This is a genomic window from Variovorax paradoxus, from assembly GCF_009498455.1.
Lineage (GTDB): Bacteria > Pseudomonadota > Gammaproteobacteria > Burkholderiales > Burkholderiaceae_C > Variovorax > Variovorax paradoxus_H.
Genome location: NZ_CP045644.1, coordinates 2,801,583 through 2,819,542 on the forward strand (window position 1 = coordinate 2,801,583; position 17,960 = coordinate 2,819,542).

At 68.6% G+C, this 17,960-nt stretch carries 8 protein-coding genes; 6 read left to right on the plus strand and 2 right to left on the minus strand.

What is annotated here, in order from left to right; translation table 11 throughout:
- Positions 1–46: 46 nt before the first annotated feature.
- The 5 genes from GFK26_RS12830 (at position 47) to GFK26_RS12850 (ending at position 15,911) form a co-directional block, all read left to right on the plus strand.
- The gene (locus GFK26_RS12830) at positions 47–682 is read left to right on the plus strand and encodes a DUF11 domain-containing protein (protein ID WP_153282293.1); all 636 of its coding nucleotides are present in this window, start codon (positions 47–49) and stop codon (positions 680–682) included.
- Between the two features lie 172 nt (positions 683–854).
- On the plus strand, positions 855–3,809 hold the full coding sequence (locus GFK26_RS12835; protein WP_153282294.1) for a beta strand repeat-containing protein: 2,955 nt from the start codon (positions 855–857) through the stop codon (positions 3,807–3,809).
- Between the two features lie 200 nt (positions 3,810–4,009).
- Positions 4,010–11,629 (plus strand): OmpA family protein, encoded by a 7,620-nt coding sequence (locus GFK26_RS12840; RefSeq protein WP_228121997.1) that lies wholly within the window; start codon positions 4,010–4,012, stop codon positions 11,627–11,629.
- 50 nt (positions 11,630–11,679) lie between these two features.
- Entirely contained in the window at positions 11,680–12,717 is a 1,038-nt protein-coding gene (locus GFK26_RS12845; RefSeq protein ID WP_153282295.1) for a glycine-rich protein, read from the plus strand.
- Complete coding sequence (locus tag GFK26_RS12850; RefSeq protein ID WP_153282296.1) at positions 12,603–15,911, plus strand: DUF11 domain-containing protein; 3,309 nt, start codon at positions 12,603–12,605, stop codon at positions 15,909–15,911. The genes GFK26_RS12845 and GFK26_RS12850 overlap by 115 nt, the downstream gene beginning before the upstream one ends.
- A 45-nt stretch (positions 15,912–15,956) precedes the next feature.
- Here the strand turns inward: GFK26_RS12850 and GFK26_RS12855 are convergent, their stop codons facing one another.
- Both GFK26_RS12855 and GFK26_RS12860 read right to left on the minus strand, forming a co-directional pair.
- Positions 15,957–16,598: an NrsF family protein gene (locus GFK26_RS12855; RefSeq protein ID WP_153282297.1), complete on the minus strand. Its 642-nt coding sequence runs from the start codon at positions 16,596–16,598 to the stop codon at positions 15,957–15,959.
- Positions 16,595–17,143: a sigma-70 family RNA polymerase sigma factor gene (locus GFK26_RS12860; RefSeq protein WP_228121998.1), complete on the minus strand. Its 549-nt coding sequence runs from the start codon at positions 17,141–17,143 to the stop codon at positions 16,595–16,597. Before GFK26_RS12860 ends, GFK26_RS12855 begins: the two co-directional genes overlap by 4 nt.
- A 356-nt stretch (positions 17,144–17,499) precedes the next feature.
- Here GFK26_RS12860 and GFK26_RS12865 point away from each other — a divergent pair, with 356 nt between their 5' ends.
- The gene (locus tag GFK26_RS12865) at positions 17,500–17,940 is read left to right on the plus strand and encodes a hypothetical protein (protein WP_153282298.1); all 441 of its coding nucleotides are present in this window, start codon (positions 17,500–17,502) and stop codon (positions 17,938–17,940) included.
- The last annotated feature ends 20 nt before the right edge of the window (positions 17,941–17,960 follow it).

Here is a 17,960-nt window from a genome sequence, read left to right on the forward strand (position 1 = left end):
AGATCCGGTCCCCGATGCGTCTCTTGCCCACAATTTGGAGTCATTCATGTCCCGTCTGAAATCATCCCCGTCGACCTTCTTTGCGATACCCATCTTCCAGGTGGCCTTCCGTCTCGGCGGCGGCGCTGCCGTGCTGGCGGTGCTCGGCATCGCCGGTGCCGCCGTGGCCCAGCCGGCCGCCACTGCGGCGCCCACCGAGGCTGCACAGAAGAAGACCGTGGCGGTCGTGCTGACGCAGGCCAAGGTGGTCAAGGATGCACAGGGCAAGGAACAGCTGGTGGCGGCCGATTCGGTCAAGCCGGGCGACGTGCTCGAGTACACGGCCACGTACACCAACCACACGGGCAAGGCCGTCACCGGCTTGGTGGCCAACCTGCCGATTCCCGAAGGCCTGGAGTACCTGCCCAAGACCGCCAAGCCGGGCGCGACGCTGGTCAAGGCCGCGACCAAGGACGGCGCGTTTGCGGCCGAGCCGCTGGCGCGTGTCGTCAACGGCAAGTCGGAGCCGGTTCCCTACAGCGAATACCGCTCGCTGCGCTGGACGCTGGGCCAGCTGCCCGCCAACGGCGTGACCGCGGTGACCGCGCGCGCCAAGGTCGAGACGGTGGTGCCGCCCGCACCTGCTGCCGCCACAGCGACCCCCGCACCCGCCGCCGACAAGGTGGCGCGCAAGACGCCCTGAGTTCGCGGCGTTGACGAGCACCGTCGGCGGCCTCCCGCGCTGACGGCGAGTTCTCTTTCTTAAACCCCGTTGGTTTTTCCATTGCCGGTTTCCGTTCGCGGAAATCCCCGGCCGGGGTGAGTTCGTCCTTCTTTTTTTGACCTTTCTTGACCCACCCCTGAGGAGAAACCACGTGACCCCCACCTTGTCAGCCCGTCGCACCGGCCCCGTGCCGCGCGCGCTCTGGGCGGGCGCAGCAGCCTTGACGCTGAGCTTCCTGTTCGGAAGCTCCGGTGCCTTCGCTGCGGCTCCACCCGCCAACACCGTCATCGGCAACCAGGCTTCGGCCACCTACCTGGACCCGAACGGCGCCAGCCAGCTCGCCACCTCCAACCTCGTGCAGACGACGGTGCAGCAGGTCGGCTCGTTCAACCTGGACACCTTCACCACCGAAACCACCACGGTGGTCAACACCAAGACCGGCGCGGCCGGCACGACCGTGTACGCGCCGCACGTGCTGACCAACACCGGCAACGGCACCGACACCTTCACGTTCACCGTGACCGCGCCGGCCAGCCCGAACGGCTTCACCAAGGTCGAAGTGTTCGCCGACGCGAACGCCGACGGCGTGCCCGACAGCACGACCGCGCTGTGCTCGGTGGTTCCGGGTGCCGTGTGTAACGTTCCGGCCCAGACGGTCGCGGGCAACAACGGCACCTTCCCGTTCGTCGTCGCGTACGCGATCCCGAGCACGGCCACGGCCGCCACGTTCACTTCGCCGGTCGCCGCGACCATCAAGGCCACGGCAGGCACGCCGGCGCTGTACGCCGCCGGCAACCTCACGGCTGCCGACGTCGACAACGTGAACCTCACGGACCAGGCCGCCTTCAACGCCACCAAGAGCCTGGCCGTTCCGGCCGTCGCCTGGTCCGCCAACGGCGGCACCTGGCCTGCGGCGTCGGTGAGCGGTCCGCGCTCGGCGACCGGTTGCGCGGCCACCGTGGCAGGCGCGACCACGCCGGCTGCTGGCTGCGTGTACACCACCTACACGTTGAAGTTCAACAACACGGGCGGTGCAGCCGGTCGGTTCGTCCTGACCGACACGGTGCCCGCCGGCTTCACGTACGTGCCGGGTTCGGCCGTCTGGAGCAACGCACCGGGCACGGCACTCACGGACGCACCGCAGGGTGACGCAGCCGGCATCGACTTCACCGCGACCGGCAACTCGCTGGCCTTCGTGGTGGCATCACTGCCGCAGAACGTCACGCAGACGGTGAGCTTCGTCGTGATGGTCAACGACACGGCGGCCATCGGCACGTCGACCACGACCAACACGGCCAGGTACAACCCCGTGACCGTGCCCCCGACGACGACCTCGGACAACCCGGGCACGCCGGGCTCGCCGACCAACCCGTCGAGCTACAACGTCATCGGCACCTTCGGCATCATCCTCGGCTCGGCCGACGCCAGCGCCAGCCCGACGGCCTCGAAGGACACGGCAGTGGGCAACCCCAACACCACCGCGGCCGACACCACGACCGTCGCCAGTGCAGGGGCCGGTACCACGGTGAAGTTCACGCAGACGGTGTTCAACACGGGCAATGCCACGGACGTCGTGAACCTCACGGCCGCCCTGGGCACCTTCCCGGCCGGAACGACCTTCAAGTTCTTCGCCGCCGACGGGCTCACGCCGTTGATCGACAACAACGGCGACGGCGTTCCCGACACCGGTCCGGTCGCGGCCAACGGCAGCGTGCAGTTCGTGCTGGCGGCCACGCTGCCGGCCGCGGCAACGCCGGGCGCGGGCGGCAGTGCGATCGTCACCGGTACCTCGACGGGCGACAGCACCAAGACGGAAACCACGCGCGACACGCTGACGAACGTGGTGGGCGTGCTGGTCGACCTGACCAACACCGCCTCGGGCAACGGCATTGCAGGCAACACCGGCACCGGCGACGTGGGCACGGGCCCGAGCCCGCAGCCGACGACCACCCACACGACCGCTGCCGGCACCGGCACGATCTTCACGCTGTTCGTCAAGAACAACGACTCGGTGGCCAACACCTACAACCTCGCAGCGAGCCAGACCAACAGCTTCCCGGGCAGCCTGCCCGCGGGCTGGACCGTCAAGTTCGTGGCGGCGGGTGCGACCTGCGCGGGTTCCGCGCTCACCACGCTGAACGTGGCAGCCAACACCCAGACGCCGGTCGATGCCTGCGTGACGCCGCCTGCTTCGCAGACGCCCGTCACCGGCCAACTGGTGTACTTCCAGCTGCGCTCCACCCTCACGACTTCCACCGGCGTTGTGGCGATGGACACCAAGACCGACGCCGTGACCGTGACCACGGCCAACACCTTCGGCGCGACCCTCACGCCGAACAACAACGGCCAGGTCGCTCCCGGCGGTTCGGTGGTGTATGCCCACACGGTGACCATCACCGGCGCGCAAAGCTGCGGCACCAAGTACAACGTGACGGCCACGCTGCCCGCAGCCGACGTGACGGCGGGCTGGACCACCGCGCTGTATGTCGACGTGAACGGCGACGGCCAGATCGACGGCGGCGACACGCTGGTGACGAACGGCACGGTCACGCCGCCGGCGCCAACCGCGCCGGCCACGGCCCTTGACAGCGGCAGGACGCACAAGCTGCTCGTCAAGGTGTTCGCACCGGGCGGCGCCACGGCAGGCGCCACCGACACCGCCACGGTGACGGTGACCTTCCCTGACGTCGCAGCCTGCGGTTCGCCCTCGGCCACCGACATCACCACCGTCATCACCGGCCAGATGCGCCTCGTGAAGACGCAGGCACTGGACGTGAACTGCGATGGCACCGAGGTCCCGACCGCGTCGGCCCCGCTGGTCGCCAAGCCCGGTGAGTGCCTCGTGTACCGCGTCGTTGCCACCAACGAAGGCGTGGCACCGGTCACCAACATGTCGATCAACGACGCGGTGCCGGCCTACACCACCTTCACGGGTGCGACGCAGCCGCCGGTGGCAACGCGTTGCACGTCGACGGGCGTGACGCCTGCCTTCGTGGCGGCGAACTACACCTCGACCCCGACGACGGTGGCCTGCGGCAGCACGACCAACACGGTCGCGCCCGGCGGCACCGCCACGCTGCTGTTCACCGTGAAGGTGAACAACTGACGGCCTGAGTGAAGGCGAAGCGCCGGCGGTCCTCGTGTCCGCCGGTGGCTTCCTTCCGCAGCCGTTCCCCCAGGGGGCTCGCCCCCTTTTTCCTCTGCGTCTTCGTCCCTCTTCGCCTGTAGGGCGGGCGAGGGCGCACAGGAAAAAGTTCTTTCGTTTCTTCTGATCTCCCCAGCGGTGATCGACCAAGGGTTCGCTACATGCAGTTCACGTCCAAGCTCAGAGGCACCGGCCTGCGACCGCCGCGCGGGTTCGCTGTCGTGCTGTGCGCATGCATGGCGTTCGTGCTGCTTCTCGGCGTCATGGTGTCGGCGAACGCCGCACCCGCCCCGGCCGGCATCGTGATCCGCAGCATCGCCACGGGCACGTACGTACCCAACGGCCTGGCGCAGACCGAGACCATCTCGTCCAACGAAGTGATCGCCACGGTGCTGCCCGTGGAAGCGCTGGTGCTCACGCAGGACCAGTCGCTGTCGCGCCCGCCGGCCAGCATCGTCACGCTGAGCCATCTGCTCACCAACACCGGCAACGTGGCATCCACCTACACGCTGGCACTGGCCAACAATGCTGCGGGTTGCGCGGCCGACACGCTCGATCTGTCTGCACTGCGCGTGGTGCGCGACACCAACAACAACGGCGTGGTCGATCCGGCCGATCCGGTGGTGCAACTGAACGCGGCAGGTGCGATCTCTCTGAAGCCCGGCGAGACCGCGGCACTGCTGGTGCAGGGAACGATCCCCACCGCCGCGACCGGCGTGGCCTGCGTGGGCCTGACCGCCACCACCGCACTGCAAGGTCTGGTGGCGACGAACCGCGACACCGTCACCGTCGGCAACGCCGCCGCGCTGCAGCTCGTCAAGTCCGCCAGCTATCCCGGCAACGTCATCCCCGGCCAGACGCGCATCGACTTCTCTGTCTCGGGCACCAACATCGGCGCACAGGACGCACAGCCGTCGAACGTCGTTGCCCCCACCAACACGCCGTTGCTCGTGAACGGCGCACCTTCCGCACTGGTCCTCGTGCGCGACCCCGTGCCCACCGGCACCCAGTACGTGCCCGGCACCTTGCGCACCACCGCCGCCAACGCCGTCAAGCTGTACCGCCTGGCCGCAGACCCGGCCTTCAGCTACCGCACCGCAGAAGACGCCTCGGCCGTCGAAGTGGCGATTGGCATCTCCACGCCCGTGGCACGCAACGTGTCAGTGGCAATGCAGTTCGCCGTCAAGGTCAACGCCGACCAGGTCGGCGAGATCCGCAACACCGCCCACAGTGCTTACAACGACGGCACCGGCCCGGCCACCGTGCCGTCGAACACCATCGTCATCAGCTCCAGCCAGGCACGCATCGGCGTGGCCAAGTCGGCGTCGACCCCGCGCATCAACAAGAGCGCCGACGGCAAGACCGACGGCACGGCCACCGTGCGCTTCAGCGTCAACGTGCGCAACTACGGCACGTCGTGGCTGTACGGCGTGCAGGCCGCCGACGTGATGGAAGGTGCAGGCGCCACGCAGTTCGGCGCCTACAGCGCGGGCGATGCACGCAGCGCCAACCAGTACACCATCGTGCCCGGCTCGATCGTGATTGCGCCCGCACCCAGCGGCGGTACGGTTGCTGCGGCCAACCCCGCCTTCAAGGGCACCGCCGCTGCCTCGAACCTGCTGGCCGACGGCGCCGTGCTGCCCGCGGGCGCACAACTGACCGTGCAGTTCGATGCCCGCATCAACTTCACCGGCCGCGCGGGCACCTTGTTCAACACCGTCAAGGCCTCGGGCGCATTGAATGCCGGCGGCCCAGCGGTGGCCCTGGACGACTCCGTCAACGGCGACAACCCCGACGCAGACGGCGACGGCAACCCCACCAACGACACCTCGCCCACGCCCGTCTCCACGCAGCTGCCCACGCTCACCCTGACCAAGCAGGCCTCCATCGCGCGTCGTATATCGCCCGGCGTCTACGAGCTGGACTACACCTTCAAGGTCACCAACACCGGCGCCGTTGCCGCACCCAACGTGCGCGTGATCGACAACCTGAACTGCACCTTCGACATGGACAAGGCCAGCGGTCAGATTGCTTCGTGGGAACTGCTGGGACCGCCCAAGAGCGCCAACGGCAACCTCAATGCCGCCACCGGCTTCACCGGCCGGGCCACCTGCAACAGAAGTACCCAAGACAGCGCCGACCCCTTCCAGCTGCCCACCGAAGTGGCACTGAGCCTGACGGATGGCAGTCGTGCATTGGCCCCCGGCCAGAGCGAGCAGATCCTCCTGAGCGTGCGCATCACCGAGAAGGCAGCCGCCATCGGCGGGCGCGTCTCACTCACCAACAAGGCCTGGGCCGCTGCCTTCGAGCAGAACACTGTCAACGTCACGCCCACCATGCTGCTGGCCGCCACGGCCACCTCGGTGCAGTCGCTGCTGGTCGATCCGCAAGGCACGGTCTACAACGCATTGACCCGCCAACCCGTGGCCGGCGCACTGGTCACCTACACCCGCCAGTCCTGCAGCAGCGGCACGGCCGGCCCCATCACCGCCGCAGAGATCTACGGTGCCGATTCGAGCACCTACACGCTGAACCCCAACGGCAGCATCTCGATGACCACGGGCGCCGACGGCGCCTACCAGTTCTACCTGCAGACGCCGCCGGTGACGGGGCTGTGCACGTACGACATCTCGGTCACGCCCCCCGCAGGCAGCGGCTACGTCTACCCCTCGCAGCTGATCCCCGTCACCGGTGGTTCCTTCACCAGCTGCGGCGCCGTCGTGCCCAGCGCCGTGCCCCCGAAGGACGCCGACCCAACCAGCTATTACTTCCAGGTTCAGGCAGGCGTGAAGCCCGACGGCACGCCGTGCGACGCCGTGCACAACCACATCCCTCTGGACCCCGGCAACATCCTAGGCCTGGTGCTGCGCAAGGACGGCAGCAAGCGGCAAGTCGAATTCGGCGACTTCATGGACTACGCCCTGACGGTCACCAACAAGACCGGCTTCCCCGTGACCGGCGTGACCTTCAACGACACGCTGCCCCCGGGCTTCGCGTACGTGGCCAACAGCGTGCGCCTCAATGGGCAAGCGGTGCCCAACCCCGCGGGCGGCGCCGGCCCGGGATTGATCTTCAACTACCCCGCGCTGGTCGTTGCGCCGGACCAGTCGGCGATGGTGCGCTACCGCGTGCGCATCGGCGTGGGCGCGCCCACCAACGGCGACGCCATCAACCGCGCACGCGCCACCTCGGGCCCCATCCAGTCGAACCTGGCGAACTGGACCGTGCGTGTGACGGGCGGCGTGTTTTCCGACGATGCCTTCGCCTTCGGCAAGGTGTACCTCGATTGCAAGCGCGACGGGAAGCAAGAAAGCGCCGACGAGATCGGCGTGCCCGGCGTGCGCCTGTACATGGAAGACGGCACCCACGTCGTCACCGACATCGAAGGCAAGTGGAGTCTGTACGGCTTGAAGCCCGTCACGCACGTGCTGCGCCTGGACCAGACCACGCTGCCGCTCGGAGCCAAGCTCGAAGTGCTCGACAACCGCAACGCAGGCACCCCCGAGAGCCGCTTCGTCGACCTCAAGAAGGGCGAGTTCCACAAGGCCAACTTCGTCATCACCAACTGCGACGACAAGGCCGTGATCGCCGAAGTGGCCGCGCGCCGCGCCGCCATCGCCGCACGCCCCGACACCGAGGCCGAAGCGCAGGTTCGCCTGCGCCTGGACCCTGAAGGCAAGGTGATTCCCGTGGGCGACGTGCGTGGCCTGCCGGCCACGGGCCAAGCGCTGGCCAGCGGCAGCACGGGCGCCGTGCAGACGACCTCTGCACCGCTGATCGCACTGCCCGTGGCGCCGGCCAACGCCAGCAGCTTCGTGAGCGGTGGTGGCGGCAGCATGGGTGGCACGCTGGGCTTGCAACCTGCGGCGCCGCTGGATGGGACCGTGCCTGCGATCCCGACCGGCAGCCTGTTCTCGCCGTTGAGCGGCCTGCCCACGTCGGGCTTGGCATCCTCGCCCACAGGCAGTTCGGCCACCGGTGTCGGCTCGCAAGCCATGCGCCCCATCGGCATGGGCGGTGCCATGTTGGAACCGCGCACCAACCCGCTGCTCCCTCAAGCAGCTCCCAGCCCGATCGAACTCGAGACCCTGCTGCCCCAACTCGAGAACAACACCCTGGCCTTCATCGGCCTGAAGGACCGCGACACCGTCGCCGGCCAGTCGATCAACGTGCGCGTCAAGGGCACGGCCGGCACCTCCCTGCGCCTGAGCGTGAACGGTACTTCCCTGGAAGAACGCCGCGTCGGCAAGAAGACCCAGCTGGCCTCCAAGAACATCGCCGCCTGGGAATACATCGGCGTGGCCCTGCGCCCCGGCCCCAACACCCTCAAGCTCGAAGCCGTGGACGGCTTCGGCAACGTGCGCGGCAGCGCCGACGAGATCACCGTCATCGCCCCCGACAAGCTCGGCGCCATCGAGGTCGACCTGCCCGAGGTGGCCCGCGCCGACCTGCGCACGCCCGTCGTCGTCAAGGTGCGCCTGATCGACGCGGCCGGCGTGCCCGTGACCGCCCGCACCCAGCTCACGCTGGAGAGCGATCGCGGCCGCTGGATGGCCGAAGACCTGAACCCCACCGAACCGGGCACGCAGGTCTTCATGGACGGTGGCGCCGCAGAGTTCCAGCTGATGCCCCCCGGCGAACCCGGCGATGCACGCCTGCGCGTGAGCGCGGCCACCTTCGTCAAGGAAGTGCGCCTGGCGCTGCTGCCCGAGATGCGCCCCATGATCGGCGTGGGCATCGTCGAAGGCGTGCTGGACTTCACCAAGCGCGGCAAGCTGCCCATCGGCGCCATGCCCGCCGGTGCGGCCTTCGAAGCAGAACTCACGGGGCTGAAGGACGAGGGCACCAACAGCCGCGCCGCCGGCCGCGCTGCCTTCTTCTTCAAGGGCACCGTCAAGGGCGAGTACCTGCTCACGGCCGCCTTCGACTCCGACAAGACGCGCAAGGACCGCCTGTTCCGCGACATCCGTCCCGACGAGTTCTATCCCATCTACGGCGACTCGGCGGTCAAGGGCTTCGACGCCCAGAGCACGCAAAAGCTCTACGTGCGCATCGACAAGAACCGCTCCTACCTGCTGTACGGCGACTTCACCACCGCCAGCAGCACCGAGGTGCGCAACCTGAGCCAGAGCAACCGTTCGCTCACGGGCCTGAAGCACGTGTACGAAGACGAGAACGTGCGCGCCACCAGCTATGTCTCGCGCACCGCGCAGACCCAGCAGGTCGAAGAGTTCCGCGCGCTGGGCACCTCGGGCCCGTACTACCTGAGCGCCAGCAACGGCGAGTTCGTGGACAACAGCGAACAGATCGAGATCGTGGTGCGCGACCGCAACCAGCCCAACATCGTGCTGCAGCGCACGGCCGTGGCGCGCTTCGTGGACTACACGGTGGAGCCGCTGACGCGCCGGATTCTCTTCACCCACGCCATCGCGTCCATCGATGCGAACCTGAACCCGCAGTCGATTCGCGTCACGTACGAAGTGGACTCGGGCGGCCCCAAGTTCACCGTGGCCGGCACCGATGTGCAGGTCAAGGTCAGCGAGAACCTCCAGCTGGGCGTGGTGGCCAGCACCGACGAGAACCCACAGAACAAGCGCAAGCTGCAGGCGCTCACGGGCGTGGCGCGCATCGGCGAGAACACCAGCGTGGCGGCCGAGCTGGTCAAGACCGACTCCGACGACAAGGGCACCGGCCATGGCGCCCGCGTGGAAGCGCGCTACCAGGACGATAAGCTCGCCGTGGTGGCCCTGGCGGCCAAGACCAGCACCGGCTTCGACAACCCTGGCGCGAGCTTCTCGGCCGGCCACACCGAAGCCTCGGCACGCGCCGAGTACCGCATCGACCCGACCCTGGCCGTGCGCGGCGAGGTGCTCTACAGCAAGGATGCGCTGCAGGCCCAAGCGGGGCAGGGGGACGAGCGCAAGGGCGCCACCGTGAGCGTGCAGAAGAAGCTCAGCGACAAGACCGTCGCCGAAGTGGGCCTTCGCCATGGCCAGAGCAACAACGCGCTGGGCTCGAGCTCGGGCTTCGACTACGGCCAGATCTCCACCTACAACGGCCAGATGGGCAGCAGCATCGGCGCCAACAGCGTGACCACGCTGGGCGCAGCGGCTGCGGCAGGAAGCATCGACACCCAGAGCCAGACGACCGTGCGTGCGCGCCTGTCGACCGAGGTGCCCGGCGTGGCCGGTGCGCAGGTCTTCGTCGAAGGCGAGCAGGACATCCAGGACGGCAAGCGCCACGTGCTGGCCATCGGCGGCAACTACGCCGTCACCGACAAGACGCGTGTCTACGGCCGCTACGAGCTGATCTCGACCTTGAACGGCCCCTACGAGCTGGACAGCACGCAGCGCAACAACACGGGCATCGTCGGCATCGAGAGCAACTACATGGAAGGCGGGCGGGTCTACAACGAGTACCGCATTGCCGACGGCGCCGAGGGGCGCGGGGTGCAGGCGGCCATCGGGGTGCGCAACACCGTCAAGATCAACGAGCAGATCCGCGTGACCGGGGGCATCGAGCACACGCGTGACATGAGCGGCTACAGCAACAGCGTGAACAGCGGCACGGGCTACGCGGGTGGCCTGGGCGAATCGACCGCGATCACCAGCGGCATCGAATACATCACCGACCGGATCAAGGCCAGTGGCGTGTACGAGGCTCGCCGCGGCGACGACGCGAACACGCGCCTGTTCAGTGCCGGCTTCGGCTTCAAGCTCGATGCCTCCTGGAGCCTGCTGGCACGCAGCATCGTGAGCGACAGCGAGGGCCAAGGCGCCAACGCGGGCAACGAGCGTCATCTGCAGCGCCACCAGATCGGCATCGCCTACCGGCCGGTGGACAACGACACCTGGAACGCGCTGGCGCGCTACGAGCGTCGTTCGGAGAACGTGGTGGGTGCAGGCAATGCGGCCGGCTCCCTGCAGGGCAGCAGCGTCTTCGGGGCCGACAACGGTGCGAGCCTGCCGGGGAAGACCAGTGCCGACATCGTCTCGGCGCACCTGAACTACAACCCCGAGCCGGGCAAGGCGGTGATGGCGCGCTACGCCTTCAAGCTCAGCCGCGCCGATGACGGGATGCTGGCCAGCAAGTACTGGGCGCACCTGGTGCAGGCGCGCTATACGCAGGACATCAACCAGGACTGGGACTTCGGCGTGCAGGCCGGGGTTCTGTACGGCAAGGGCGGCGGGCTGCAGAAGACGCTGGGCGTGGAGCTGGGCTACCAGGTGCAGAAGAACATGTGGGTGTCGGCGGGCTACAACTTCGTGGGGTTGAACGACCGCGATCTCACCGCCAACGAGTACACGAGCAAGGGTGCGTATGTGCGCCTGCGCTTCAAGTTCGATGAGACGCACTTGGGGTTCGCTTCGACGGGCGCGGATGTGAAAGCGGCCAAGGCGGAGAAGGCCGAGAAGGTGGCAGCGATCGAAGTCGCACCGCTGCCGGCACGCACGGTGCTGCAGGCCGAGGCGCTCTTCGAGCCCACGAAGTCCTTCATCAAGCCGCAGTCGCATGACGCGCTGAACACGCTGGCTGCGCAGATCAAGGCGACCGACGCTGAAGTGGTGATCCATATCAGCCATGCCGATGCGCAAGGCAATGCCGACGACCGCCTGCAGCTGATCGCGCAGCGGACCAACGCGGTGCGCAGCTATCTGATCGGGCACGGTGTGGATGTGCTGCGGCTGCGCACTGACACCCCTGAAGCCACACCGCCCGTCGCAGGCAACGCCGGCAACCGCTGGGTCGTGATCGCCTCGGCCGCGCAAGAAACCCGCTGAACGAGGCCATGATGCAAAGCAGAACGAGAAACGACGCGGGTGGGATGCGCATGCGTGCAACAGTGCGCCGCATCGCTGCAGGGTGCATCGGCCTGGCCGGTGTGATGGTGGCGCTGGCTGCATCCGCCGCAGTGCAAGACTGCACGCCGGACGCGGGGTTCAGCTTCTGCAAGCGATTCACCTTCAGTGGCAGCGACCAGTCGTTCAGCGTGCCGGCAGGCGTCAGCTCGCTCAACGTGAGGGCGTGGGCCGGGGGCGGTGGCGGTTTCAACTCCACCTACTCGCCGAGCGCGGGCGGTGGCAGCGGCGGCTTCACGACGGGCACCATCGCGGTCACCCCGGGCACGCAACTGGGCGTGGTGGTGGGTGAAGGCGGCAAGGTCAACAGCCCCGCGGCGACCTATGGCGGCGGCGGTGCCGGCGGTGCGACCCATCTTCCCGTCAACCTGAACGGCGGCTCCAGCGGTGGCGGCTTGTCCGGGGTGTTCAACAGCACCACCATCTCGCAGGGCGCGGCTTTGCTGATCGCCGGCGGCGCGGCCGGCAGCTCCAATGGCATGAGCTCGGGCCTGTTCGGCCCTGGCGGCGGCGGCACCACGGGTCGGCAGAACACCGTCACCATCGCCTACCGGGGTTTGCCGGGCGGCCCGCTCCAACTGGGTGGCGCGGCGGGCACGCAGACCTCGGGCGGCGCGGCGGCCACCTACACCGGCGACGGTTGTGCCACCGCCACCACCGGCACTGCGACCGCCGCCACGGCCGGCAGCGCATTGAAGGGCGGCAAGGGCGCCGACAACGGCGAAGGTGGCGGTGGCGGTGGGGGCGGCTACTACGGCGGCGGAGGCGGTCGCTGCCAGGCCGGCGGCCCGACCGGCCAGAACGGCCCGGGCGGGGCGGCTCCGGCTACATCGGGGGCGCGGGCGTCAGCGGCGCCACCACCACGCAGGGCGGCGACAACAGCACGGCCAGCACGGTGCAGCCGCCGCAGAGCACCAATTCGCAGTACGTCGCGGGCGTCGGCACCGGCGGCGGCGGCGCGGCCACCCTCAACCTGGCGACGGCCAATGGGGGCAACGGGCTGGTGGTGATCCAGTACAACCTGTCGTCCCGCCTGCGGCTGAGCAAGAGCCTGCCGGGCGGGCGTGTCGCCGCCGGTGACCAGTTCACGCTGGCGCTGAACAATGGCGCCACCACGCTGTCGAGCGTCACCACCACGGGCAGCAGCACCGCACCGGCGGAGATCGCCGACGTCACCGCGAGCGGGGGCACCACCTACACGCTGTCCGAGACCGCCGCCGGGACGGCGAGCCTGGCGAACTACGAGTCCAGCTTCGCCTGTACCAACGCCACCGCCGGCAGCGCGACGACGCTGCCTTCGGGCAGCGGCACGAGTTTCACGGTCACACCGGCAGCGGGCGACGACATCAGCTGCACGTTCACGAACATGCCGGAGCCGACGACCGGGCCGCCCGGCGGAGGCACCGGCAGCGCGATCTGCAACGGCGACCCGGTCATCGCGGGCGGCAATTTCACCGACAGCGCCTGGGCCAAGACGGGCGCGTGGTTTTCGACCGCCGCCGGGGCCATGACCTTCTTCTCGGACACGGGCAGTGCGTCGCTGAGCCAGTCGCTGGCCGGTGTGTCGCCGGGCGCGAAGCTCACGTTCAGCTGGCGCTACGGCAACGGAGTTGCTGCAGGAGGACACACCGGAAATGCCGCCCGCGTGGGTGTTCGCTACAACGGGATCGAGTACTGGTCGAACACGACGTCGGCGAACGGGAGCGCCAACAGCCCCGCGTCCACTGTGTCGAACGGTGCGGCATGCGTCAGCGGTTGCGCCGGTCTGCCTGTCAACACCACCCGCCAGGTGGAGCTGAGGCTGCCGACGAACATTCCGATCAACGGAACGCTCGAATTCCTGGTGAGTGTCCCTGCGGGCACGGCAGCACCCGTGGACGATCCGATCATCCTGACACCGATCTCGGTGGTGAACACCGGCATCTGCCTGGTGAAGAACAGCATCGGCGGCACAGGCACCTTCAACTTCACCACCACCGGCGTGGACACCACGATGGGCGGTGGTGGCACTGTGGCCGGCATCACCACGTCGGCCGTGAACACGCCCCTCTACTACGACGCCAGTGCCACGCGCATCGAAAACCAGCCGCTGCTCATCAAGAGCCCGGGCGCGACGGCCAATGTGACGATCACCGAGACGCCGGTGCCGGGCTTCGTGCTGAGCAACGTGAGCTGCACGGGCGTGACGCCGGTGCTCGATGCGGCCACGAACAAGATCACCATCGCCAGCGTGCCGCTGGACACGGTGGCGACCTGCACGGTCACCAACAGCACGTCGATCATCAACCTCACCAAGGCGCTGGGCGGCAACCGCCTGGTCGCCGCGGACCAGTTCACGGTGGCCATCCGCACCGGCGGTGTGGGCGGCACGGTCGTGAGTTCGAACGCCGCATCGACCACCACGGGCAGCGGCGCGACAGTGACCGCCGGCACCGGCACCACGGGCGATTTCCGGGCGACGCCGGGCCAGGTCTTCACGCTCACCGAAGCGGGCACCGCAGGCACCAACCTCGCGAACTACACCGGCCGGCTGACCTGCACCGACGCCGCGGGCGTGATGCCGGCCGCGAGCCTGCCGACCAACGAAGCCTTCAACCCGGCCACGGGGCGCGCGATCACGCCGCTGGCCGGTGCCAACCTGCGGTGCGTGATCACCAACACGGCGGGCGCCGGCCTCTCCCTGCAGAAGGCACTCGGCGGCTCAGGCCGCGTGGCCGCGAGCGACCAGTTCGCGCTGTCGGCCACCGGCACCGGCGCGCCTGCGGCCGTCAACACCACCGGTGCAGGCACGGCCGTGACCTCGCCGGCCTACACCTTCCAGGCCACGCCGGGCAGCGCTTATGTGCTGAACGAGGCAATGGCCGCCGGCAGTGCCTCGGCGCTCGCGAACTACACGCAGAGCGTGACCTGCACCAATGCAGGCGGCCCCACCGACGTGAGCGCGCTGACCACGCTGCCGATCAACATCACGCCGGCCGTGGGCGACGTGATCAGCTGCGTCATCACCAACACGCCGGCCACGCCGGCCGTGACGGGGCGCGTGTTCCTGGACAACGGCATCGGCAGCGGCACGGCCAACGACGGCATCCTCAACGGCGGTGAAGGGCCGCTCGCGGGCGTGAGCGTGCGCCTGACCAACTGCGCGGCCACCGTGTTCTCGACCGCGCTCACGGATGCCTCGGGCAGCTACAGCCTGAGCGTGCCCACCGGCACGGCCACGGGCGTTGCGATGTGCGTGGAAGAGACCAACCCCGGCACGCGCATCTCCACAGGCGCGTCGGTCGGCAACGTCGCATTGCCGTCAGGCGCGGCGGTGCCCGCGGCCGGCGGCACCTACACGTACACCCGCACCGGCACACCCGACCGCATCGCCTTCAGCTGGAACGGCACGGGCCATGCCAACCTGAACTTCGGCGACGTCGACAACAGCAGCTTCGCGGCCGATGGCGCGAAGACCGGCCTGCCCGGCAGCACCGTGACCTACCCGCACACCTTCACGGCGGGCACGGCGGGGCAGGTGCGCTTCAGCATCGCGAGCGAGGTGCCGACCCCCGTCATCACCGGCTGGACGACGAAGATCTTTGCGGACACGGGCTGCACAGGTGCCTTGCAACCCGGCGCGGCGCAGCTGTTCCCGCCGAGCGCACCGGCCACGCCCGTGGTGTTCGCCGGCAAGGTGTGCGTGATCGTGCAGGCGTTCATTCCCGCCAACGCACCGCAGGGCGCGAGCCACAAGGTGAAGGTGCAGGCCGACTTCACGTACACCAACGCGGGCCCGGCGCTCAGCGGCAGCTTCACGCTCGACGACACCACCACCGTGTCGAACGTCGCGCTCGAGCTGAAAAAGGAAGTGCGCAACGTCACGCAAAGCGGCAGCTTCGGCATCAACAACCAGGCCAAGTCGGGCGAGACGCTGGAGTACCGCATCACCTACACGAACAACGGCGATGCGCCGATCCGCAGCCTCACGGTGAACGACCTGACGCCGGGCTACACGAGCTTCGTGAGCGCGACCGCGGGCACCACGCCCGCCACGCTGACGGCCTGCACCAAGCGCACGCCCGCGAACGCGGCGCCGGCCGCCGTGGTGCCCTGCGCCGACGTGCAGGCCGTGGGCGGCACGGGCGCGATCGAGTGGAAGTTCAACGGCACCATCGCGCCGGGCGGCACCGGCGCGGTGCTGTTCCAGGTGAAGGTGGACTGACGACGGCGCGCGCGGTAGTGCGCCGGGCCCGCGATGCGCAGCCGGCTACCAGCGCAACAGCCGCCGTCCGAGCAGCGCGCCCGCCAGGGTCGGCAGCAGCATGCTGGCCACCTGCCAGAGGGCCAGGGAGGCCGGGGTGAGGTCCTTGCAATGCAGTGCGAAGACGGCCGTTGCAACGCCGCCTGCCAGCGCGCCCGCGCCGGCGCCGGACCACGCCGGGCGGGTGGGGGCGAGGTCGCGCAGCGCCAGCAGCGTCGCCGCGAGGACCGGCAACGAGATCAGGCCGACGCTCAGCATGCACCGGACCCACGACACGCCCGGCACGGGCTCGGCGTGTGCCAGCGGGAGCATGTCGAGCTTGTGGGCGAGGGCCAGCGCCCACACCGCCAGGACCGGCAGGACCAGCCCCATCCATGTGCGTCCTGTGCCGATGCCGGGCCGCCCCAGGCGATGGATCGCCACGAGCGCCGCGGCGGCGATGCTCAGCGGAAACAGCAGCTTGGCCCAGAACATGGGCAGGAAGATTGCCGAAAGCAGGTCGTCGCGCACGCCGTCGCGGACGAGCATGATCACCAGGGACACCGGCAGGCTCATCAGCAGGGCCTGTGCGATGCGTCGGCGCGCGGTGTGGCGCGGCACGGGCGCGATGCCGGTGGCGAGCATGGCCACGAGGTCGTCGGTCTTCATGGGGTGTCTTTCAGCCGTGCGGACAGCGCCTTCAGGCCGCGGTGGATGCCGACCTTCACGGCCGACTCCGACATGCCCGTGAGGCGCGCCGTCTCGGCCACCGAAAGGCCGTCGATCTTCACGTGCACGATCGGCCGGCGTTGGTTGTCGGGCAGGCTCTGCAGCAGCTCGGCCAGGTCGCGGCGCGCATCGCTGGCGTCGATGGCCGAGGCGGCAAACACCGCGAGGTCGTCGTTCAGCGGGTCATGCAGGTCTTCGCGGACCGACTTGGCGCGCAGCAGGTCGGTCATCTTGTAGCGCGCAATCGCATGCACCCAGGCCGTCAACGGCTGGTCGATCTGGTAGGTGTGGCGCTGGTTGTGCATCGCGAGCAGGCATTCCTGAACAAGGTCTTCCACTTCATCGGGCCAGCCGAAGAGGCGCTTGCCCAGAAAGGCGCGCAGGTGCGCGCTCAGCTTCTGCAGGAAGGCGCGATACGCCACGGCATCTCCGGCGAGACCCCGCGTGAACAGATCGTGCAGTGCGATCTCCGCATCGCTCTTCACAGATTTCCCTCTCGTATTCGTTCTGGGGGGCCGCCGGGTTACAGGCGGTAGGAATTTTGAACAACTGTGAACCAATGTACCTTTGACGTTCACAAGTACGAAGTAGGACTGCAGCCCCCATGCGTGTGCGCCCGCCATTTGCGCCGTGTGGGTGCCTGTGTTGTCAACAAAATCACGGTGCCCCGGCCTCGAAAGCCCGGATGTAACCCGAAGCGCGTACGGATCGAATCCATGAGGGAGGCGCTTCTGCCTCGCTCCCGACAGGAGAACGCAAACGGCAGCGACCTCTGCAGGGCAGAGGGGCGCAGCCTGTCGCGGCGCCGTTCCCTGTCCAACATTCACAAGGCGGTCACCGCATGAAAATCCCACGGGTCGTGATCCTGGTGTCCAGTGCGCGGCACATCCCTTTCTTTCTGCGGATCCACGACGAGTTCCTGGCCCGGCACATCAGCTGCCAGTTCGCGGCCCACCTCCAGGAGCTGAAGCCAGCCGGTTCGGCGGACGATGTCGTCTACCTCGTCGATTCGACCGATGCCGACGACGGCCGGCTGCTCGATCTGGCGGCGGCCATGCGCGACCTGCAGGCGCGGGCCGCGCTGCTGTTCATCGAGGCGCGACGCGTGCAGACGCCGATTGCGCACTATTCCCGGAAGGTCTTCATGCTGTCGTCCGATGCATCGCCCGAGACGGTGGTCGATTTCGTCTTCAACCACCGCGCGCTGCGGGTGGTGCCACCCGCGCGTGCCGAGGCCGGGCCCGTCGCGACGGGCCGCGGCGCGTCTTTCGTCAGCGCCTGAACGGCGCCGCGTTCACGCGC

What these genes read in the sequence shown, in the direction of transcription:
- GFK26_RS12830 (WP_153282293.1), top strand. Translation starts at nt 47, where the DNA reads ATGTCCCGTCTGAAATCATCCCCGTCGACCTTCTTTGCGATACCCATC.
- GFK26_RS12840 (WP_228121997.1), top strand. Translation starts at nt 4,010, where the DNA reads ATGCAGTTCACGTCCAAGCTCAGAGGCACCGGCCTGCGACCGCCGCGC.
- GFK26_RS12845 (WP_153282295.1), top strand. Translation starts at nt 11,680, where the DNA reads ATGCGTGCAACAGTGCGCCGCATCGCTGCAGGGTGCATCGGCCTGGCC.
- GFK26_RS12855 (WP_153282297.1), bottom strand. Translation starts at nt 16,598, where the DNA reads ATGAAGACCGACGACCTCGTGGCCATGCTCGCCACCGGCATCGCGCCC.
- GFK26_RS12865 (WP_153282298.1), top strand. Translation starts at nt 17,500, where the DNA reads ATGAAAATCCCACGGGTCGTGATCCTGGTGTCCAGTGCGCGGCACATC.